The following is an 18,708-nucleotide window of genomic DNA, read 5'->3' as shown; positions in this document are numbered from 1 at the left end:
CCATTGGACTCCGGAAATGGGCGCATGGGTTCTAATCAGTGAAAGTTGGTATTAGACGAATCCTTTCCATCGATGGCGGCGGGATCAAGGGCGCCATGCCGATCGCCTTCCTGGCTCGGGACGAGGAAGTGACGGGCCAGCGGATCGTCGATCACTTCGACCTGATCGCCGGGACTTCGACCGGGGGAATCATCGCGATCGGCCTGGGGCTTGGCGTGCCTGCTGCCCGCGTCCTGGATCTCTACCGAAATGAGGGACCGGGTATTTTTGGCGCCCGCACAATCGACGAATCTACAAGCAAGATGGGCCGCATCGCGGGCAGCCTACGGAATTTGATGGGGCGGCACGCCCGCCAAGCCAAGCAGCTTTTCGCGCCGAAACATCAGCCCGACATGCTTCGCTCGGCGTTGCAGGAGGTGCTGGGCGACCGACAACTTGGCGAAAGCCAAACGCGGTTGCTCATACCGGCCTATCTCGCCGATCGGCGGACCGTTTACGTCTTCAAGACAGCGCACCATCCCCGACTTGAGATCGACCATCGTGCGAAGGCCGTCGACGTGGCACTCGCGACGGCCGCCGCGCCAACCTATTTCCCAGCTCATTCTCTGCCATCCGGCGCTCGGATCATCGACGGCGGAATATGGGCGAACAATCCAATGGGAATGGCCATGGTCGAGGCTGTCGGTGTCCTCGAATGGGATCCTCATGCCGTCCGACTGCTCAGTTTGGGCTGCGGCGACGAAGTGGTTGTGGCAGACCCCGAAACCGGGATCGTTCAACTTGGCCGCGGTGCCATCGATCTGCTGATGCAGGGGCAGTCCTTCGGCTCGGTCGGCACCGCAAAGCTTCTCGCCGGGGAGCACAACGTTTACCGCATCAACCCGACGGTACCAAAGGGTCTCTTCTCTTTGGACGACACGACGAAAATCGACCGCTTGACTGGGCTGGGAGCCGAATGCGCCCGAGAAGCCTTGCCACTTCTACGTCGGGAGTTTCTCACGGGTCACCGTGAAGCATTTACCCCCTGTCACGGCGCAAAGATCGCCAGTTGACCACCACCATCATCACATCAAGGACGAATAAATGAAGCTGACCACATTCCTTTGCACCATATGCGGCATCACCGTGGCGGCGCTTGGGCCGGCGAAGGCGGACGGGTTCCGCATCCCCATCGCCGACAATTGCCACGATATCAATGTGATGGCGCCTCTACCGCCTCCCGTCGTGCCGAAATACCCCGTGAACTATGTCGTCTCGCTACGCTATCTCGATCACGACAAGCATGTGGTTGCGGCACCATTTCCCTTTATGGGGAGTGGCTTTATCGCCCGCGGAAACTCCATCACTCGCTCGGACTTTGCCGTGCAAAGCGGTAATACTCTGCAGGCCGTGCCGGTCTGCACCGGCTACGCCGCGACCGTCCTTGTCGATCCGGCCAGCGAGGCTGAGGCCCAGGTTCGCGTGGCAGTTGAGCATGCATACCTTGGAAAGGAGATCATGGAACGGCGGCTGAGTCCGCCGCCGATTACCGCCGTTCCTGTCCCCCAAAGCACCGTGATCGATAAGACGGCGCAGATGAAATCCGGAGACTCGACTACCTACACGGTCGCCGGCGATCCGGAGTTTTCATTTCTGGAGGTTACCTTCACGACATTCAATCCCTGAGAGGTCGGAACAACTCCAGCCAGTCCCAACGTTTTTGCGGCGACCGAGGCAGTCGGGAGCAGGAAAGCCAAGAAAAATACGCATCTACGCCACTTGCAGGAGTTTTTCATGGCGCATAAGCTCCGTGCCGATGTCCATTACTCGATAACAAACACGTAAAGAGAGGGAATCATGGCTAATGTTTATATTGAGGCGCGCCCTAAAGGCCGTCCCGAGGGAACCCGCATTGATGACTTTGTCGTCGAAGACCACGCCGATCATGTCTTGGGGACCTTCAGAACACAGAAAGATGCGATCGACTGGGCAAAGGGAAAAGGCCACGCCCCGCTTACCGCTCGCGTCCGGCACTTGAATGACAAGAAAAAGCCCGATCATTGGCGTGCCGTGTAACCACCCGACGACAAGGCCCTTTTGTCTAATCGTCCCCGTCGCGCCGTGCCACTACCATCATACGGCGCGGCGGGATTCGACATTCAAAACATAGGGTGTTCGAAGGGCCGACACCGAGTTGGTGGTCGCTGACCTGAACCTGATTCATGGGGCAAGAATGGAATTAGGGAGTCAGACCGAGAAAACCGACGACAAAGGCGATGAGTCCGCCAACGAACGGAAACCATGCGATCAAAACCGCGATAACACCGTACCAGCCTCGACGCCTCAACCCATACTCCACGAACCCACCGCTGATCAGCAGCAGCAAACACGAAATGAGCAAATAAAGTGGTTTTGGGATCGTCTCGCCATACTTCTCATATTTATTTACACCGCGTTCTCTGGTTTCCAGGTTTGGGGCTCCCGCGACCAGGAGAAACGCACGCTCCGCGCCTACGTGTTTGTCGACGAGATTTACGTTGACGGTCTGGACACTCCGACGCCCGAGGTGTCGGTCCGAATCAAGAACTTCGGGCAGACTCCCGCCTACGACTTCCAGTCCTGGGGCGACATGAGAGTTTTCGATCAACCGGATCCCTCTTTTCCCCAACCACCAACCGAATTCTCCGGCCGACGGGGTCCCCTTCCTCCCACCAAAGACACGGTGACCTTCGTCCACATGGACCGCCCCCTGACCGACCCGGAGCGGACGCAAATTACGAACGGCAGCGCCGCCCTCTATGTCTATGGCGAGATCAGATACAGGGATGCTTTCGGCGAGTTCCGACACACTTCGTTTCGAGGACTCATCGGTGGCGCCGCCGGCCTGCATGGCCACCGCATTGCTCACGATAAGGACGGCAATGATGCCGACTAGCCTTCCCCAACCATGACCAGTGATCTCCGAAGGTTTCATCGAAACAGCAGCCACGGGGTTGACGGCGTAGCTTTCTGCTTCTCCAGGATCCTCCTGCGCATTTCTCTTTTGCCAACGATGAAGATCGAACGCAGGCAACCAAGAGCCGCCGACAATTCGAAGTGTCCGCGCTGTGGATAAGTGGCCTGCCGCCGCCAGACTCTTGCCGGTCGCTGCGGCAGGCCACTTACCCACAGCACCCCCAGCGTTTCCTGGTTCTGAGGCCGGCTCTCCACCAAATGAGAAGATTTCAGGGGAAAATTGGAAAATTCGCTGGATCATTGGAAGATCCCAGTAGGAACCGTGAGAAAGGTTCGAGGATGTCGTAAATGCGGCCGTCAAATCCGTAGGTGAAAGGGACCATCGCCAATTCGATGATCTCGTCAGAAATTGGGTCGAGACCGGTCGTTTCGATATCAAGGCAAATACCGAGCCACTTCTTCTCTCCATTTGGCGGGGTGATCTGCCGGCGGGGCACCAGCTTTCGTTGCACGCGGTATTCGCCGCTGCTGACCAGGGTGGCTGCCATCGCTTCAAGATCGGCGTTCATTAGGGGGATCTCCTGCCGAAAAATTGAACGTGTGCCACCCTGGCCAGCTCGCGGATCACGGACGATCCGTGGACGGCGCGATCTCGTACTGGATCAGGCTTTCAAGGTCGAGCTTTTCGCCCAGGGCGAACACTCGTCCATTCCATGCGAATTGCCGCCAATACTGATTGCCGACGGCGTAATTACCGCCTTTGGTCAGGACGCGCAGCAACGTCCGTTCGAGCGGATGAGCGAAGGCGCTGGTGTCCTGGAACTCGGGCACACTCTCACCGTCTTTGGTGGTGTGTCCTCCCGCCGGCGGGGCATTGTTCAAAGCAAGGAAATAGCCGCCTTCCCATGCGTTGGTAAAGTGGACGATCTTGTCCAAAACCTCATTGCCCTTCCGCTCCATGTTTGTCGGTTTGTGGATGAAGAACGTGACGTAGAGTTCAGCCGGGTCATAGTACGGCCAGGTCTGGCTTCCAGTCTTTGTCAGGCGGTAGGTTGGATAGAAGCTGTCGCACTGGTCGAAGCAAGAGACGGTCCGTCCCGTCTGCGCGGCATAGTCATCGATCCGGCGACGGACATCTTCACGAACGAATTCGCGCGCTTCTTCGGCCGAGGCCAGGGTCTTGCCGTCAATTGCTCGCGGGAGGTAGACCCGACCAACCACGTTGGCTGGCGATTTTGCGCCCGCGAAGCCGAAGAAGATCTGAGAAGCTGTACTGGCATAAAGGGCGGTGGGCGCGCCAACTCGAGAAACTGGGCTTTGGCCCATAGCTCCTGCGACGCCGGCGCCGACGATGTTCCCGCCGGTCGGAGACAAGCCCCCCGTCGGAGTGTTGCTCAAGCCGCTATAGACCGCTTGGGCACTCTGCATGGGTCCCGGCAGCATATACCGCGCCATATATGTGACGTCGGCCTTGTCCGTAACCGGCATCTCAATCCGTGGGGCGGTTTCGATGGCAACGGGCCGGGCCGGCGGCGGTGCCGATTGGCAGGCTCCCAAGGTGGCGGCGAGAAGAACGATGGGCAGGTAGCGCATTGACTTACTCCCGGAATTTTCTGTCAAAACAATACCCCGTCGTCCGGCGTACGCAATTTTAACGGGGCCGACTTTGAAAAAAGAAAGCCAGGCGATGTGCCTGGCTGAAGAGGGGCTATTCCAGTCGGGGCTGGATAGGGTCGCGCCGAGGGCGATATAGCCCTCGGCCTCAGAGAAAATGACACTCGGGGTCACGCTGCGCCGGCGGTATCGGTCGAAATAGCGACTCCAACCGGAATCATTTGCTCAAAGGTCATCGTACCGATGACCGGCACCTTGAGGCGTTCGCGAATGGAGTCGACCACTATGACTGCATGATGGTTCATGAAACCAAATTTATTCTGACCGAACATAAACTCGAAAAAAACGGTGCCTGCCAGGGAGAGCGTAAAGAGTTGGATGAGCGCTGAATTCGCAAAGGGCGCCAGTCCCTTGTCCTGGACGGTCGCAACGAATTCCGTAAGAGCTGCAGCGAATTCACGAGGCCAGAACACGAACCCGAGGAAGACCAGCCAAAACACGGCGCCGGGGACCAAGTAGACCAGCCAGTTGAAAATCTGACGTGCTATCGCAAAGAGATTACAGACCTGACGGAAGTAGAACCGTCGATCTCGAAACGCTGCGAGCTGAAGCTGGGCATATTCGGCGTCCGAAATCGTGCCGACTTCGACGTCATTGACCAGAATCCGCCACCTCGGGCAATTGGATTCTTCAGCCCTCCGCTTCCAGTCTTTGAGGCTCTTGCGGATCCTGGCCTCCAGGCCGGCAGACAGAAAGCCGGCGAAAAGGACGGAAGTCCAGCCGTTGTACGAGATCAAGAAGAAAAGTCCGTAGAAAATGGAAGTCATCATGAAGACCCGCAGTAGTGGCAGATAGCGTGACAGTTTCTCAAGGGACATTGAGGTCTCCTTCGTTCGATGATGGTGGCGGATGTCAGTGCAGCAGGATCAAGACACGCCGGTTTTGTGGCTCGCGGACGCCATCGGCTGTGGGAACGAGTTGGTGAGTCTTGCCTTCGCCGGCGATTGCAATTTCGGCCGGAGGAATGCCCAATCTGATAAGGGTATTCCGCACCGCTTTGGCGCGTTCCACGGACAAGGCCAAATTATATTGGTCCGTGCCGGCCGAATCGGTGTAGCCCGTCACGGAGATCGTGGTGACGTCGGACGCCAGCGCGCTGACCATGGCCTGTCTTAATGTCTGCTCCGCTGCAGCCGAGATCGTGGCCTTTGCGAAGTCGAAAAATACTTGGAACTTTTGTTCGGCTGCAGGTGGCGCCTGCAGTGATGTCGTCCCAACTGGTGGAGATGAAGGAATTACGCCTTCCGGCGATGGGGTGCTGGACACCTTGACCGCCAAAGGCGGCTCTGTGGAAACGACCTGCTGAATATCTGGCTGGATATAGGCAGCCCCGGCCCGTGGAAGCTGAACCAGGCGTGCCATCGGACGATAGTCGGCGGGCACAAGCATGCCAGTCGGAACATCTGCCAGAATCGGCTGGGGAGTACCCGTTGCGACTTGGTTCATCGGATCGTCGTCGGCACAGCCAACGATGCCTGTAGCCATCATACCAATTAATGCGCCGAAGCAAACCTGCCGAAGTCTGAAGTGCATTTTTAGAAGCGCCCGATTGTTCAGTGTTCTCCCGCAATAAGAGACTTTTTGCCGATCAATATATAGGGGGAATACAACGCGAAAACGTGCAGAATCCGGCGTAGTTGGCAAGGCATCCCCTGGCTATATTTTCCTCCTGGAATGGCGGCTGTCTGCGGGATCTCTCCTCAGCGGGTTCAGTCGAAAAAGCGAGATCAGAGCAGGGATCACATCGGCAATGTGGAGTTGGTGGCCGAGGAAACGAGAAGAAAAGGCTCGTGCGCGAATCGCTGCAGACGATGAAAAACTCGGTGAAATTCCGCGAAGCCCGCCCTTTGCCAAGGGCCTGCCGGCCGCCTCGGTCGATCGGCTGCTGCGCGACCAGACCGATATCCTGCGACTGCTGCGCAGCGATATCGCATTGGGCAACGGAGAATATGAGCGACTGATCATGCCAGTGATCAGGAAATACACGGAATTCGTGCACCTTCTGCCGGCTAGCGAAAATAATCATCACCGTGAAGCGGGTGGCCTACTTCGCCACGGATTCGAGGTTGCGCATTATGCAGCGCGCCGGGCCAATGGTGAAGTGTGGGACGTCGGTATGTACCCCGAACGCCGGCAAGCACGGGGAGTCGCCTGGGTGATTCTCGCCGGCGTCGCTGGGCTACTGCACGATATTGGAAAGGTGAGTTCAGACATCGCAGTGACCACCGAAAGCGGTCACTGCGAATGGAACCCAAACAAACAATCACTACTCGCCTGGGCGCGCGATATCCAGACTGAGCGATATTTTCTGCGCTGGAAGCCATTCCGCAAAGGTCGTCACAAAAGCATGTGGTCTGACCCCACGCACAAGATCATCGAAGGCGATTTTGATACTTGGCTCGGCGAGCAGCCAGAAGACCTGCGTGCCGCTTTTTTCGACGCAGTGTCAGGGGCAGTGGAAGGGAAACTGCTCGATGTCGTTGTCGCCGCCGACATGGCAAGCACAAGTGCCGACATGAAACGTCGGGGTGCGATGATCGATCCTGGCATTGGTGTACCCGTGGAGCGCTACCTGATCCAGGCGGTTCGAGCCCTGATCACCGAAGGCGCACAGCGATGGAACGTTCGAGGATCAGCGCTGTGGCACCTTCGTGTCGACAAGGCGGACGCAGCTTATCTCGTTTGGCCGGCGATGGCCTTTCAGATGATCGCGAAGACTAGGGAAGACAATGTCCCGGGTATTCCCCAAAACCCGGACGTGCTACTCAGCATATTATTGGAGCGCGGGATCATCGTTCCGTCGCCGGATAGCGAGGTGCTGATTCAGTTATTGGTCGACGACATGAAAAAGCCGTTGACCTTCGTGAAACTGGCTGACGTCAGCATTTTAAATAGCCATCCGCCAAGTGTGATTGAGGCTAAGTCACCAGGGAGTGGACAGACAAATCAGCAGCAGCCAGCGCCCGCAAGTCCATCGACGCCGAAGGGTGCTCCGGCAAAACCTGCGCCGAAGGTTGCGCCGCAGAAACCCGCACCGAAGGTGCTGCTGCCAAATAATGTTGTCCCCCTCCGGCCCGGCCAGCCCATCAAAACGCCCGTGCCAGTGAAGGAGGGCAGTTCGCCGAAGGCTGCGGCGGCTCCACCTTCTCAGACGGAGCCTTCGGTTTCCCAATCAAGCGAAGTAGAGAACGCGGCACCCCCCGCCGCCTGTGGCACAGTGGCGGCTGCTGAACCCACCGAAGACAGCGCCGCGGCGGAGAAGGTCTACTTGTGCCCTGGCTGCAACAAAGTGCTCGAAGACGTTGAGAGCGGCCGGTGCGGTAAGTGCGGCAGGGCCTTTGACCCGGCGCTGGTGAAAGAAGAAGAGCAGCCCCAGTCGGCGGTTGGCAGCGATGCCGCAGAACAGGCAGTGACGCCGGAGGCGATGCCTGCAGAGGGCGGTGATGGCGGTGGGTCGGAAGCTCTGGCATCCGATGTGCCGGGATCGGAGGAACAGGTCTGCCAGGAAGACATCGACGATCTGATAATGGCTGACCCCGTGATGACGATGCCGCTTTGGCGTGCGATCAAGGATCCGCAGATCGACGCAAATGAATTTGTGAAGGTGACCGAATCGGGGTGCTTCCTCCGGTATCCGCACTTCCTGAAGGCGGCCTGGCCCGAAGGCAAGGATTACGAAAAAGGCCGTCAAATCATGATTGAAGCCAACTTGATCTCGGCTAGGGAACCGGATGATCAAGGCTGGATTCCGCTGCGGCGAGGCCCGGCCGAGGTACTCGTTCCTCTGATTACCTTCGTCGGGCTCGGCCCTACGGATCGAAGCAAACCAAATAGAGTGGAAGAGGACATCTTGAAGCTGTTTGCCGAAAGAGGCGCCCGTGTCCTGACACTCTCGGCCGCCGAATTCAATCAGTATGCCAAAAACATGGGACTGACCCCCGGTGCCTATACCGAGGCCATGATGAACAGTGAATTTTTCGTTCGCCGTACCCTTCCAAAAGACGGCCATCAATTGGAGTTGATCCGGAATCATGAAGGCTGAATACGAAAACCCTTTCCGTCCGCCCTACGAATTTCTGGCATCGGGTGGCATGGTTGCGTCCGGCTTGGCGATCTTGGCGCTGCTGGAAGAGAATCCGTTGCCGATGGAGATCCGGATTGGTGCCGCAGCGGCACTTTTTCTGACCGCGCTGGTGCGCGGCCGGCAAGGCTGGAAGGTATTCCAAAAGAAGCGGCGTCTTACTCGCGGCAAGCGCTTCCTGAAAGAGGAAACGGAAATCGAATTGGACGACGTCCGCGAGATCGCGAGAAAAAATCCCAAAAAACTGTGGATCGGGAAAGGATTCGAATGGTCCAGCACCCATCGCCAACTGATGAAAGAGGTGCAGGACAATATGGACGAAACCAAGCTCGTTGGCCCGCTTCCCAAGGGCGAACAGAGCAAGTACCGGGAAACCAAGGGCGCGGTCTGGGTTCACGGCCTTGAGGAAGAGAAAAACGAAAAGGACATCTTCATCCCCCTTCCAGATCTCTTCGGCCACCTTCTCATTGTGGGGACCACCCGAGCCGGTAAAAGTGTCTTTTTGAGCTTGGCTATCGCGCAGGCGATCGAGCGCGGCGAATGCGTCATCGTGATCGATCCCAAGGGCGATCCAGATCTCCGGGCAGCCGTGGAGCGCGCCTGCATCGCCGCCGGCCGCGCCGATCAGTTTGTGTGGTTCCATCCTGCCTTCCCGGAAAAGTCAGCTCGCCTGGACCCATTGTGCACCTTTAACCGCGTGACCGAATTGGCATCACGTATTGCCTCCCTAATCCCCAGCAGCCGCAGCGGCGGCGACTCGTTCGTCGCGTTCTCTCAGCGCGCTCTGAATGCCGTGGTGAACGGCCTCTTGCAGGTCGGGACCAAGCCATCACTGATCGAAATCCGGCGAGCCCTCGAAAGCCCGGCAATGCTGGAGGAGCTGACTTGGAAGGCGCTCGATGCCTACTGCGTCTCGGCACTGGAAAGCTACCCGTCCTTGCGCGATGGCGCATACCAGGCCAATGCCAAGTCAAAGGGAGGGAAGAGGTCCAAGTGTGACATCGTCATTGGCCTCTATCGGCAGCATGTGCAGCCCAGCAAGCCAAACACCGACCTCGAAGGCCTGATTTCCCAGAAGGAACATCCGCACGAGCATTTCGGCAAGATGATCGCGGTCCTGCTGCCTATCCTCGATATGCTGACCAGTGGCCCGTTGGCCCAACTGCTGTCACCCGAGTATTTCACGGACGTCGAGCGGGAGATGATCAACATCGGTCAGATCATCGCTCAGAACAAAGTGCTGTACCTTGGGCTCGACTGCCTCTCCGACGCCATGGTGGGGTCCTGCATCGGTGCGATGTTCCTCTCCGACCTCGCCACCATGTCAGGCCAGCGCTACAACTATGGAACCATCGACGACCCGGTAAACCTCTATATCGACGAGGGCGCCGAGGTCGGGAAGCATATTCCCTTCATCCAACTGCTGAATAAATCGGGCGGCGCGAAATTCCGAATAACGATCGCCGTCCAAACCATCGCCGACTTTGCTGCGGCGCTCGGCAACAAAGACATGGCGACCCAGGTTCTCGGCAACGAAAACAGTTGGATTGCGCTCCGGCTGCGGGATGGTGAGACCCAAAAATACCTGGCCGACAACCTTCCGGAGACCACAGTCCAATACGTGATGAACACGCAAGGAAGTTCGTCAAAAGCTGGCAGTACAGAATTTGACGCCAACCTCGGTGAGCGTCTGATGCAGGAGCCTGCGGAGCTTTATCCCTCGGCGATGTTCGGCAAGATGCCAACCTGCGAATTCGTCGGCAACATCTGCGGCCAGGTGGTGAAGGGCCGGATACCCTTCATCAAGCGCGAAGAAATCAAGCAGGCGGCGTAGGAGGGGAATCATGGCGGGAAATGATTCGCGAGGGCAGGGGCTAAACTGGTTCTTCAAGGGTGCCTTCGCCTGTTTCACGGTGCTTATGGTGTTCTGCTTGTTTCAGCCGACGGACATGGCGCAGCAGATATCTGCAGAAAACAATGATCACATCTTGCTAATTGGCGACCAAGCCTACGAACAGATCGAAGCGAAAGGAATGGCTTGGTATAAGGGGGCGATAGAGGACAGCGGCGTGCGCCGGCGCGTTGTAGAGTGGTTTGGCCCCAGCCTGAAGAACCAGTCCTGGAAATTGCGCCTCACGGTGATGTTCAACGCCGTCCAGCAGTTTTTCATTCGATGCGCTTGGATCAGCGCTTGGGCTCCGATTGGTCTCTTGGTTGCGCTTCCTTTCTGGGTCGACGGAATTTGCCGCTGGAAGGCCAGAAAATTCAGCTTCGCTTATGCCTCGCCGCGCGCTCACACCTGGAGCAAGCGAGGCATTTACATGGCGCCGGTTATGCTGCTGACCATCTCGACTTTCCCGACGCATCTTTCGCCGGCGATCATCCCGTTCGTCTTCATCGGACTGGCGTTTTCGCTGAACAATGCGGCAGCCAATATGCAGAAGAAGCTGTAGCACGCGGGGGGGGGTCCCCCGCCAACCGGTGGTGGGGTCACCGGTCCAATGTGGCCGTGGGTATGACCACCGGGCGCGGAGGGACACCAACTTTCCGATGTTCTGCCGGTTCGCGGCCGCAGTCAGCAGTGAGTCCGGATCATTACGCCCATATCGGCGAGTTCTGTGTTGAAGCTGAAGCCCGACAAATACCGCTCCGGCACCGGCAGTGACTTGAGCAAGGTGGTGGTCAGCGACCTGAAACCGTTCTCCAGTCGCGGGGTGCAGATCTCGAACCATTCCGCAGCTTCCGGAGACAACAATAAATCCTCGATTTGATCGAGGTCCAAGGCCTTACCTTGGACGATGGTCAGGTTGTGATCGTAAGGGAGAACACCGGCCGGCACGCGAATTGGGCGCAGGCTCCGAGTGATCCGAGGCACCATCAAGCGAGGCTGTGACAGATCCAGCGCGTGGAAGGACTCCGGCGGCTGCCACTTGGGCGCCTGAAGCCCACGATTCGACATCCTGACCATGGTCAACTCCAGATGCCGACGGATGGCCTCTGGAGGTTCCTCGCCGGGGTAGGTGAGGATTGCGTACCGCGTTGGCGACTGAAGAATGCCATCGACGACATCCGACGTGTCGATAGCCGGCACGAGACGGTCACCAGGCAAAGCGTCCGCAACGATCTTATCGACCACAAAGATGCCTTTACCCCCGAGCCACGGGGCGAGCTGCACGTCGGCCACCGCTTCGAGGGTTGGGCCAGATTTCGATGCATCAAAATCAGGTGCGTCCGGGTAGATGGCAGAGACGCTCAAGCGACGGAGATCGGCATCCGATTTTCTGAGCACAACACTAACCGGATGGATCCTTGGCGGCTGCCCGGCCTTTCGATTTTTCGGTCTATAGAATGCTGTTCGCGGGTCCAAGCGCTCGACATGCGCGAGACCAAAGTCGCGCTGGCCGAGAGCCTCTCGCAGCTTCTGGCTATTCAGATTGAACAACCACCTGTCGGAGGTGACCAGGGCAATTTCACCCCCAACATTCAAGCAGCACGAGCATCGATCGAGGAACGAGTGCAGCAGGTCGGCCTGCGCGTGCCGCGGCACGACAGCCGAATATTCCTCTCTCAGAAGGGCAGGCACGCGAGACCAAATGAGGTAGGGCGGATTTCCCGCGATCACATCGTAGATTGGCATATCCGGCCCCGCGGTGAGAAAATCGGCATTTCGGATCATTTGGCCTGCGCAGTCACGGGCGTCCTCCATGTTCCAACCGTAATCGACCAAAACCTCACCGATCCGGACGCGAGCTGAGTGAGAGGCATGCGGATGAACTTCCCAACCCGTCATCAGTGCAAGAATTCTGCCCGAACAGATTTCGGGCTCCGCCTCCAGCAGGCGAACAAGAGCGCGGCAGAGGAACATCCCATCGCCGCAGCTCGGGTCGACCAAAACCCGATCGCCGAATGGCCAGAGGAGACGGCCAAGAAGATCATCCACGATGTCGCTACAGGTATAGATCGCCGTTGCGGCGTGAAGTTCGTCGATCGCGGTGGCGCGAGGATCAGCGAAGAGATCGATCATCATATCGGGGGCTTCTCCGGGAGCGGGTTGAGCCCCAGAGTAGCTTTGCTCTTTTGATCGAAAATTTTGCCTGGCCGTTACCATGGCTGTTATCCCCTGAGCCTTCTGATTTGAGGAGGAGGGGCTTGCTCGCTTCTATGCGGCTGCTGCCAGGAGAAGACTGTCGGGGATGTCGAAGAAGCCTTGCCGTCCGACACACGGGATCGGCGTAGCCAATGGCTGGGTGTCTGCCATTTCCCATGCCCAGCGCCGCGGTGAGAAGTCGCCGAAGGGACCTGGATCGACCAAATTCTCGGTGAGGTGGCACCGTTTCAAAATGGCTGTACCGACGATGGCGCCCACCGGCATTTGCATTGGGTCAGGATAGCCAATTGCCCGGATTGCGCGGTAAAAATCCTCGTCACCGCCATCCCGAATCCAGCGCAGTTCAGACAAACTTTTAGCGGCGTGGATTGCTATGCGTTGGCCGATTTGTGAGACCGGCTCATACCAACCGTGAGATTGTCCAGGCATCCGACGTCCACGCGTTTCATGGCGCTTAAAAGGAATCCCGGAAACAGGGTTGGGAACCACCAGCAAAGACGCGTGGGGCTGCCAGATAGATAGAGCCTTCATGATTGCAAACCTCTCTTCTTCGGATTTCCTGCAAGGCAGCGTAGCTGGCCAGCATCAACACTTTAAGGCGCAATATCTCGCGCATTTCGACGCAAATTCCATTACAGAACTTGTGTAAGCCACACAACATATGTAAGTTACAAGCGTTGAGCATGTCTCTGCGATGCGTTATGAGGAGGCATGGCGGAAAAACTGACAAATGAGCGGATGCAGTTGAGCCTGGGCTCAAGCTTGCGCAAGGTGATCAACGACTGGCGATTCCAGAACCGGGTCGGCACCGAGAACGAGGCTGTTCGCCGGCTGCTGAAGGCCGGATTGAAAGCCGAAGGAATGTCCTTGCCTACCGAGGGAGATCCGTCGGAGTAGAGCTTCCGCCTGCTGATCGCTGATGAAGGAACGAAAATGAAGCGACAGCCAAGTGGCAAAATCAACAGCGCGAAACCGGCGACCAAAGCCGACGCGCTCTACTTTATCGATCAACTGGCCAAGAAAGATGGTGGCCGGCAGCCGGTGGCACCGCCTGGATCGCCATCAGCGGCAGCTGAAGCGATGGCCGCCCAACTGGGTTGGATCGACAGACCCACAAAAGAATTGATCGTGCTGACGCGTGCCGGCCGGGAAGCGGTAGCAACACGATGAGCGCCGGCCAGCCAGTCTACAACATCCCACGATCGATAGCGGCCTGCATGACAGGCATTGAATGGTCGGACTATAGTGCCAACCATTGGGTCGGATGCTCTGAAATTCCGGCAGCTACCGAAGCAAAGTCAGGCTGCTCCATTTGCTATGCGAAGGCTTTCGCGGCACGTCGTCTGAAGGTTGGGTGGGGTGCCAAACAACCTCGTCGTCCTGTTTCTGGGTTCAGAGGCAGGATGGAGCGATTAAATCGCCTCGCGCAAAAAACGGGGCTGCCCTTCGCTGTGTTTTCGATGTCGCTCGGGGATTGGCTCGATGCGGAGGTTGATCAAACGCTTCGGCTCGATTTCATCGAGGTGGTGGAGTCGACCCCGAACCTCACGTGGCTGCTTCTTACGCACCGTCCGCATCTGATTTCGAAGCTCGCGCCAGCAAGTTGGCGAGCCACTCTTCCGTCGAATATTTGGCCAGGGGTAACTGTCGACCATCGACTGCACACGAGACGATGGGATGAACTTGCGAGCTGGTGGGGCGACACCGGTCGGGCATGGGTGTCGGCGGAGCCGCTCGCCAGCTCGCTGTCCGGAATTTCGTTTGCCGGCGCCGCAGCGATCATCCTGGGCGGCGCGTCGAACACCAACGATCCGGATTGGGCATTGGACCCGGCATGGGTGCAGGAGATGATCGAAGAGCACGCCAGCCGCCTTTTTTTCAAGCAATGGGGCGTATGGCGCGAAGGCCAACACATGAGCAAAAAGCTCGCAGGACGAGAAATCGACGGCGCCAAGTTTGACAGAACGCCGTGGCCGCGCCATCGAGAAATCTTGCGAGAAGCGGCTAAACAGCCCGCAGCGACGGTCGCCTAAGCTGACAGACTTTCGATACCACTGACCATGAAGCGCCGGCGAACCTTTGCAACGAAATTGCTGAGAGCGGGAACACCTTCGGCAATCTGGACATTGTGATAGCCAATGGCGGAAGCCAGGATGATGGTGGCCTTTTTTCGGCGCTGGGCGTCCTGCTGTGTATCGCGGTAGATTTGAAGCAGGGTGTGCCTGTCATCGGCCGTGGTCCGCAGCGCCCGACGAGGCAATTCTGTCGGATCTGGCCATCGGAAATCCGGAGAGAGTAATGATGCCAGGAAAGAATGGATCGGATCGCGCTCCGGATTAAAAGGCACCAATTCATCCGCGAATCGCAAATTCCTGGCGGTCATGAAATCAGAGAGTTCCTCGACGGCCTTATCGCCAAGCCAGAACTCTTTCTGGAGCTGGCTCCTCTGCACAGAGGCTAAATCGGCAAGGGTCTTTATGTTGTGAGCGCTCAACGTGGCGCGCAGTCGATGGCTCAATGGTGCCAGGCTATCTTCAGCCTGCTCGGCCAGACAAAGACCACACCCGGTCAACGCCTGTTTGATCTCCGCGATCGCCTTGGCCCCCAAATTGGGGACATTCTTCAGATCCTTCTCGCTGATCCGGGTTAAATCTTCGAAGGAAGAGATGTTTTCCGCCGCCAGAGAACGGCGGACCTTGTCGGACAATCCGTCAAGAGTGGTATGGGACAATTCCGTATTCGTATTCATCCGACGACGGTGTTGTTGGAGCGACGACGTGAGTTGGTCCAGTGTAATCCCGATCTGGTGACTGATGATCTTGTCGGGCACATCTTCAGTCTTCAGAGCGATATAGCGGGCATAGATCGTGGCGTCCCGTTCGGCTGGGTCATCGGGAAAGTTTGGGGCCTTTGGCGTTACTGAGGCTTCATGGATCGCAAAGGTGAACCCCTTGGCCGCCAGGAAATTCTCGATCTCCTGGACCGAATAGTCACCGAGCCCGGGAATTAGGGCGAGATCGGCCTTGCTCAACGCCGCCAGGGCCTCAGCGGTCTGGATTCCGCTGAGAGTCAGCCGGAGGAGCGAGCGACCGCTCAAGCCCGTGAGGGACGTTCCCTTGATCTCTTTGGATTTATTTGCATATGCGCGGCTGATCGCGACTTGGAGGGCGTCTCGCTTAATGGCCAAAAGGCCAGGGATGGCGTTGTAAGCCACCCCATCACGAGCAAGCTCTTCCGCTTTCTTCGCGATTGCCTCGTCCTTTTGTTCTTGATTCAGAGGCAAGCTAGCCAGTCGACAAAGCCGAAATTCCTGCTGATATTTGTCGACAGTCCGCTCATCAATGCCAACTGAGATGGCAATTTCGCTGATCGAGAAATTTCGTTCGGTTAAGATAATAACACGGGCTCTATTCGCGTTACGCGGATAGTCGTTTTGGTCACCAATATAAGTTTTCAAAAAGCGACGTTCTTGCTGCGTCAGATGAAAGAGCTGCAATTTTGACCTATGCATCAGATCAACCAAATGTCCCGCATGTTCTTATCTTTTAACCGCCGGCGCTTTTTGAACTGACGTAGCCGGTATGTCAAAAGTAATGCCAATTGAGTGGATCCATCAACCGGCAAAAAAAGACAAAAACGGGGACAATTGCGGCGCTTGGACAAGCAACAGAGTCGTCGACGCGCAGGTGCGGAGCAACTCTCTGAAAAGGCCATGTCACTTTCGAAAAATATGCCGGATTTTCGAAAGTGAGGGTGTGCCCCGGTGCGGGCAGGGGCGGGGTTCGGTTGGGAAGGTGGTACGTCCCATCCGGGCCGATTTTCCCCGGCTGAAGTCGTTCGGCGTCGCGAAGGCCAAGATGAAAGCTGGGCCGGCACTCCCGCGACGCCGCCGTCGAGATACCACCACGCATCACTCTTTCCGTGGCTCGGGTGGTGGTCACCATGGGTGTCCCCGCCACCCGGTGGCCACCGGTCCGATAAGGCCGTCTTATCGGCCGCGTGGCCGAGGGTACGACCACCGGGCGCGGGGGACACCCGTCACCATCCGGGTACACCCCCGTCCTCAGGCGCTGCCGATCTTCCTCTCATCACTTCGCGCCCGCCGAACCCGCACCCGCTCGACCCATTCCACTTCCTGGCGGCTGAGCGCCGTTCCCCGCAGCTTTTCTGTGAGATATGACCGCACCCAGTCAATTGCGCCATCAGTGCCTCGCCAGGCGTCCTGATTCCAGCTGAGATACATCTCGGCCTCATCCTCCCCGCCATGGACATACCCCGTGAAGGTCGTGCGGCCGATCGCCTTGCCTGAGGCAAGAAAATCGGCGATTAACCCCAATTTCCTATTATCGCGCCGAATAACTGATTGATAACGCCTTATTTTCTGGGCGCTGGATTTACTGGGTACGTTCCGGTTCGATACCGAGCAGGTGAAAGGCCTTTGCCTGGACGTCCGTGGGTTTGGTGAAGACGGTAAATTCGTACTGTTCGTCGAGGGGTGTCACCACGCGGTTGAGGGCCAGGGTTGCGAGATCGGCCAGTAGGGAGCGGAAGCTGTGGACCGAGAGAGCGTCTGGCGTAACGCCGGTGGTCTCCTTGGCCCGGGCTGACGGTGACCGTTCGGCCTTGGCGACGACGCTGTTGCGCATGGCCTCGGCAGCGTCCTTGTCGTCGTCGTGATAGAGCATGGGCGCCAGCAATTGACGCATGTGCCACTCGACATGGTAGGCGAGCATGCAGAGGAAGACATGCGCCTTGACCCGGCCGGCAAGCCAGTGATGGATTGGACGGACGTGCAGATCGACGGTCTTCAGGCAGCGAAAGGCCCGTTCCACCCGGGACAGACTTTTGTAGGCGCGCACGGTGGCGCTGTCGTCGAGAACCTCGGGGGCCAGATTGGTACGCACGGCATAGAGGCCGTCGAGGGCCGCCTCAGCCTCAATGTCGGCCTGCCGGCGGACGAAGGTGAGGCTGGTCTCGGTGATGGTGACGTCAAAATGCTTACCCATCTTGTGATGATCAAGCACGGCGCCGACCTCGATGCCGATCGCGGCAGCCCCTTGTAGCGGGCTCTTTGGCTTGGCGGTTTTGGCCTGGATGCGCCGGAGATTGCGCTCCGTGGCGGCCAGCAAATCCTCGCGCTTGCGGTGGCGTTCGGCCGCCAGAGCGTGATTCTTGCAAACGACCAGGCGCTCGCCGGGGAACTCGGGCGACGTGATGGCGGCCATGTCGCGGTCATCGAACAACGAGAGTTGGAGCGCTCCTCCGTCCACCAGGCCCTTGATCGCGGGAGCCCGCAAGGCGGTGATCCAATCCAGCCCGGCCGGAGCGATCTCCTCACGGATCCGCGCCTCGGTGATCATGCCACGATCGCCGACCAGGATGACCCTGGTCAGGCCGAAGCGGTCCTTAAGCTTGGTGATCTGGGCGCCCAAGGTCTTGGGATCCGCGGTATGGCCTTCGAACACTTCGACGGCCACCGGGCACCCCTCGGCGTTGCACAACACCCCATAAACGATCTGCAGGGTGCCCCTCTTGCCGTTCCGGCTGTACCCGATCCGGGCGAGATCGCAGCAACGGCCGGTCACATAGCTGGAACTGACGTCGTACAGCACCAGCGTGCCATCCTGAAGATGGCGCTTGGCCAAGGCCGTCTCGATGGCCGGTTGACGCTCGATCAGCCAGTCGAGGGCGGTGTAAAGCTCGTCCTCATCGACCTCACCGAGCCCCATGACCTCGGCCAAGCTCAAGGAGCCGGTTCGGGGATCGAGCGCCTTGGCGGTGGCCAGCTTCGATCCCGGGCTGTGACGACCCGGGCGACGATCATCGCCACGATCAGGTCGCGCAACCGGTGCCCTTTCGGGCCAATCAGCGTATCGAGCTTGATCCTGCGCAAAACCCCGGCGCTGGCTGT

19 protein-coding genes are annotated in these 18,708 nt (G+C 58.1%); 9 read left to right on the top strand and 10 right to left on the bottom strand.

Annotated elements, in window-relative coordinates; translation table 11 throughout:
• The first annotated feature begins 38 nt into the window (after window positions 1-38).
• The 3 genes from F8N36_RS14415 (at window position 39) to F8N36_RS14405 (ending at window position 2,055) form a co-directional block, all read left to right on the top strand.
• Window positions 39-1,052 (top strand): CBASS cGAMP-activated phospholipase, encoded by a 1,014-nt coding sequence (locus tag F8N36_RS14415; protein ID WP_291333564.1) that lies wholly within the window; start codon window positions 39-41, stop codon window positions 1,050-1,052.
• Window positions 1,053-1,083: 31 nt separating this feature from the next.
• Window positions 1,084-1,665 (top strand): hypothetical protein, encoded by a 582-nt coding sequence (locus F8N36_RS14410; RefSeq protein ID WP_291333563.1) that lies wholly within the window; start codon window positions 1,084-1,086, stop codon window positions 1,663-1,665.
• Window positions 1,666-1,836: 171 nt separating this feature from the next.
• Window positions 1,837-2,055 carry a hypothetical protein gene (locus F8N36_RS14405; RefSeq protein ID WP_291333562.1) on the top strand — a complete coding sequence of 73 codons (219 nt, stop codon included), beginning with the start codon at window positions 1,837-1,839 and terminating at the stop codon, window positions 2,053-2,055.
• A 163-nt stretch (window positions 2,056-2,218) separates the two neighbouring features.
• On the opposite strand, the gene F8N36_RS14400 is transcribed toward F8N36_RS14405, so the two are convergent.
• The 5 genes from F8N36_RS14400 to F8N36_RS14380 form a co-directional block, all read right to left on the bottom strand.
• Window positions 2,219-3,235 carry a hypothetical protein gene (locus F8N36_RS14400; protein WP_291333561.1) on the bottom strand — a complete coding sequence of 339 codons (1,017 nt, stop codon included), beginning with the start codon at window positions 3,233-3,235 and terminating at the stop codon, window positions 2,219-2,221.
• Window positions 3,204-3,503 (bottom strand): exonuclease domain-containing protein, encoded by a 300-nt coding sequence (locus tag F8N36_RS14395; protein ID WP_291333560.1) that lies wholly within the window; start codon window positions 3,501-3,503, stop codon window positions 3,204-3,206. Before F8N36_RS14395 ends, F8N36_RS14400 begins: the two co-directional genes overlap by 32 nt.
• Window positions 3,504-3,558: 55 nt before the next feature.
• Entirely contained in the window at window positions 3,559-4,527 is a 969-nt protein-coding gene (locus F8N36_RS14390; RefSeq protein ID WP_291333559.1) for a hypothetical protein, read from the bottom strand.
• A 191-nt stretch (window positions 4,528-4,718) separates the two neighbouring features.
• Window positions 4,719-5,426 carry a hypothetical protein gene (locus F8N36_RS14385; RefSeq protein ID WP_291333558.1) on the bottom strand — a complete coding sequence of 236 codons (708 nt, stop codon included), beginning with the start codon at window positions 5,424-5,426 and terminating at the stop codon, window positions 4,719-4,721.
• A 34-nt stretch (window positions 5,427-5,460) separates the two neighbouring features.
• A complete protein-coding gene (locus F8N36_RS14380) occupies window positions 5,461-6,252 on the bottom strand; it encodes an OmpA family protein (RefSeq protein ID WP_291333556.1) in 792 nt (263 codons plus the stop codon).
• A gap of 106 nt (window positions 6,253-6,358) precedes the next feature.
• On the opposite strand from F8N36_RS14380, the gene mobH reads away from it, so the two are divergent.
• Genes mobH through F8N36_RS14365 form a run of 3 tightly spaced genes read left to right on the top strand, consistent with a single transcriptional unit; the run spans window position 6,359 to window position 11,142 of the window.
• Window positions 6,359-8,650: a MobH family relaxase gene (mobH, locus tag F8N36_RS14375; protein ID WP_291333554.1), complete on the top strand. Its 2,292-nt coding sequence runs from the start codon at window positions 6,359-6,361 to the stop codon at window positions 8,648-8,650.
• Window positions 8,640-10,523 (top strand): conjugative transfer system coupling protein TraD, encoded by a 1,884-nt coding sequence (gene traD / locus F8N36_RS14370; RefSeq protein ID WP_291333552.1) that lies wholly within the window; start codon window positions 8,640-8,642, stop codon window positions 10,521-10,523. The genes mobH and traD overlap by 11 nt, the downstream gene beginning before the upstream one ends.
• A gap of 10 nt (window positions 10,524-10,533) precedes the next feature.
• Window positions 10,534-11,142: a DUF4400 domain-containing protein gene (locus F8N36_RS14365; RefSeq protein WP_291333550.1), complete on the top strand. Its 609-nt coding sequence runs from the start codon at window positions 10,534-10,536 to the stop codon at window positions 11,140-11,142.
• Between the two features lie 122 nt (window positions 11,143-11,264).
• Here F8N36_RS14365 and F8N36_RS14360 read toward each other — a convergent pair whose 3' ends face one another.
• Window positions 11,265-12,716 carry an N-6 DNA methylase gene (locus F8N36_RS14360; RefSeq protein ID WP_291333548.1) on the bottom strand — a complete coding sequence of 484 codons (1,452 nt, stop codon included), beginning with the start codon at window positions 12,714-12,716 and terminating at the stop codon, window positions 11,265-11,267.
• 132 nt (window positions 12,717-12,848) lie between these two features.
• Complete coding sequence (locus F8N36_RS14355) at window positions 12,849-13,328, bottom strand: hypothetical protein (RefSeq protein ID WP_291333546.1); 480 nt, start codon at window positions 13,326-13,328, stop codon at window positions 12,849-12,851.
• 180 nt (window positions 13,329-13,508) lie between these two features.
• Here F8N36_RS14355 and F8N36_RS14350 point away from each other — a divergent pair, with 180 nt between their 5' ends.
• The 3 genes from F8N36_RS14350 to F8N36_RS14340 are packed head-to-tail and all read left to right on the top strand — an operon-like array spanning window position 13,509 to window position 14,830.
• Window positions 13,509-13,694 carry a hypothetical protein gene (locus tag F8N36_RS14350; protein WP_291333545.1) on the top strand — a complete coding sequence of 62 codons (186 nt, stop codon included), beginning with the start codon at window positions 13,509-13,511 and terminating at the stop codon, window positions 13,692-13,694.
• 36 nt (window positions 13,695-13,730) lie between these two features.
• Entirely contained in the window at window positions 13,731-13,967 is a 237-nt protein-coding gene (locus tag F8N36_RS14345) for a hypothetical protein (RefSeq protein WP_291333543.1), read from the top strand.
• On the top strand, window positions 13,964-14,830 hold the full coding sequence (locus F8N36_RS14340; protein ID WP_366247058.1) for a DUF5131 family protein: 867 nt from the start codon (window positions 13,964-13,966) through the stop codon (window positions 14,828-14,830). The genes F8N36_RS14345 and F8N36_RS14340 overlap by 4 nt, the downstream gene beginning before the upstream one ends.
• On the opposite strand, the gene F8N36_RS14335 is transcribed toward F8N36_RS14340, so the two are convergent.
• The 3 genes from F8N36_RS14335 to F8N36_RS14325 all read right to left on the bottom strand — a co-directional run bounded on the left by F8N36_RS14335 (window position 14,827) and on the right by F8N36_RS14325 (window position 18,526).
• Window positions 14,827-16,320 (bottom strand): DNA-directed RNA polymerase subunit alpha C-terminal domain-containing protein, encoded by a 1,494-nt coding sequence (locus tag F8N36_RS14335; protein WP_291333541.1) that lies wholly within the window; start codon window positions 16,318-16,320, stop codon window positions 14,827-14,829. The genes F8N36_RS14340 and F8N36_RS14335 overlap by 4 nt on opposite strands.
• A gap of 540 nt (window positions 16,321-16,860) precedes the next feature.
• Complete coding sequence (locus tag F8N36_RS14330; RefSeq protein ID WP_291333540.1) at window positions 16,861-17,133, bottom strand: hypothetical protein; 273 nt, start codon at window positions 17,131-17,133, stop codon at window positions 16,861-16,863.
• A 58-nt stretch (window positions 17,134-17,191) separates the two neighbouring features.
• A complete protein-coding gene (locus tag F8N36_RS14325) occupies window positions 17,192-18,526 on the bottom strand; it encodes an IS1634 family transposase (protein WP_291333539.1) in 1,335 nt (444 codons plus the stop codon).
• Between the last annotated feature and the right edge of the window lie 182 nt (window positions 18,527-18,708).

Origin of the sequence: Desulfovibrio sp., from assembly GCF_009712225.1 — a bacterium.
Lineage (GTDB): Bacteria > Desulfobacterota > Desulfovibrionia > Desulfovibrionales > Desulfovibrionaceae > Desulfovibrio.
Note: the sequence above shows the minus strand (reverse complement) of the source record. Positions and strands in the feature narration are given on the sequence as shown.

What these genes read in the sequence shown, in the direction of transcription:
- F8N36_RS14405 (WP_291333562.1), top strand. Translation starts at nt 1,837, where the DNA reads ATGGCTAATGTTTATATTGAGGCGCGCCCTAAAGGCCGTCCCGAGGGA.
- F8N36_RS14365 (WP_291333550.1), top strand. Translation starts at nt 10,534, where the DNA reads ATGGCGGGAAATGATTCGCGAGGGCAGGGGCTAAACTGGTTCTTCAAG.
- F8N36_RS14345 (WP_291333543.1), top strand. Translation starts at nt 13,731, where the DNA reads ATGAAGCGACAGCCAAGTGGCAAAATCAACAGCGCGAAACCGGCGACC.
- mobH (WP_291333554.1), top strand. Translation starts at nt 6,359, where the DNA reads ATGTGGAGTTGGTGGCCGAGGAAACGAGAAGAAAAGGCTCGTGCGCGA.
- F8N36_RS14350 (WP_291333545.1), top strand. Translation starts at nt 13,509, where the DNA reads ATGGCGGAAAAACTGACAAATGAGCGGATGCAGTTGAGCCTGGGCTCA.
- F8N36_RS14395 (WP_291333560.1), bottom strand. Translation starts at nt 3,503, where the DNA reads ATGAACGCCGATCTTGAAGCGATGGCAGCCACCCTGGTCAGCAGCGGC.
- F8N36_RS14355 (WP_291333546.1), bottom strand. Translation starts at nt 13,328, where the DNA reads ATGAAGGCTCTATCTATCTGGCAGCCCCACGCGTCTTTGCTGGTGGTT.
- F8N36_RS14410 (WP_291333563.1), top strand. Translation starts at nt 1,084, where the DNA reads ATGAAGCTGACCACATTCCTTTGCACCATATGCGGCATCACCGTGGCG.
- F8N36_RS14340 (WP_366247058.1), top strand. Translation starts at nt 13,964, where the DNA reads ATGAGCGCCGGCCAGCCAGTCTACAACATCCCACGATCGATAGCGGCC.
- F8N36_RS14385 (WP_291333558.1), bottom strand. Translation starts at nt 5,426, where the DNA reads ATGTCCCTTGAGAAACTGTCACGCTATCTGCCACTACTGCGGGTCTTC.
- F8N36_RS14390 (WP_291333559.1), bottom strand. Translation starts at nt 4,527, where the DNA reads ATGCGCTACCTGCCCATCGTTCTTCTCGCCGCCACCTTGGGAGCCTGC.
- F8N36_RS14400 (WP_291333561.1), bottom strand. Translation starts at nt 3,235, where the DNA reads ATGATCCAGCGAATTTTCCAATTTTCCCCTGAAATCTTCTCATTTGGT.
- F8N36_RS14360 (WP_291333548.1), bottom strand. Translation starts at nt 12,716, where the DNA reads ATGATGATCGATCTCTTCGCTGATCCTCGCGCCACCGCGATCGACGAA.
- traD (WP_291333552.1), top strand. Translation starts at nt 8,640, where the DNA reads ATGAAGGCTGAATACGAAAACCCTTTCCGTCCGCCCTACGAATTTCTG.
- F8N36_RS14325 (WP_291333539.1), bottom strand. Translation starts at nt 18,526, where the DNA reads ATGGGGCTCGGTGAGGTCGATGAGGACGAGCTTTACACCGCCCTCGAC.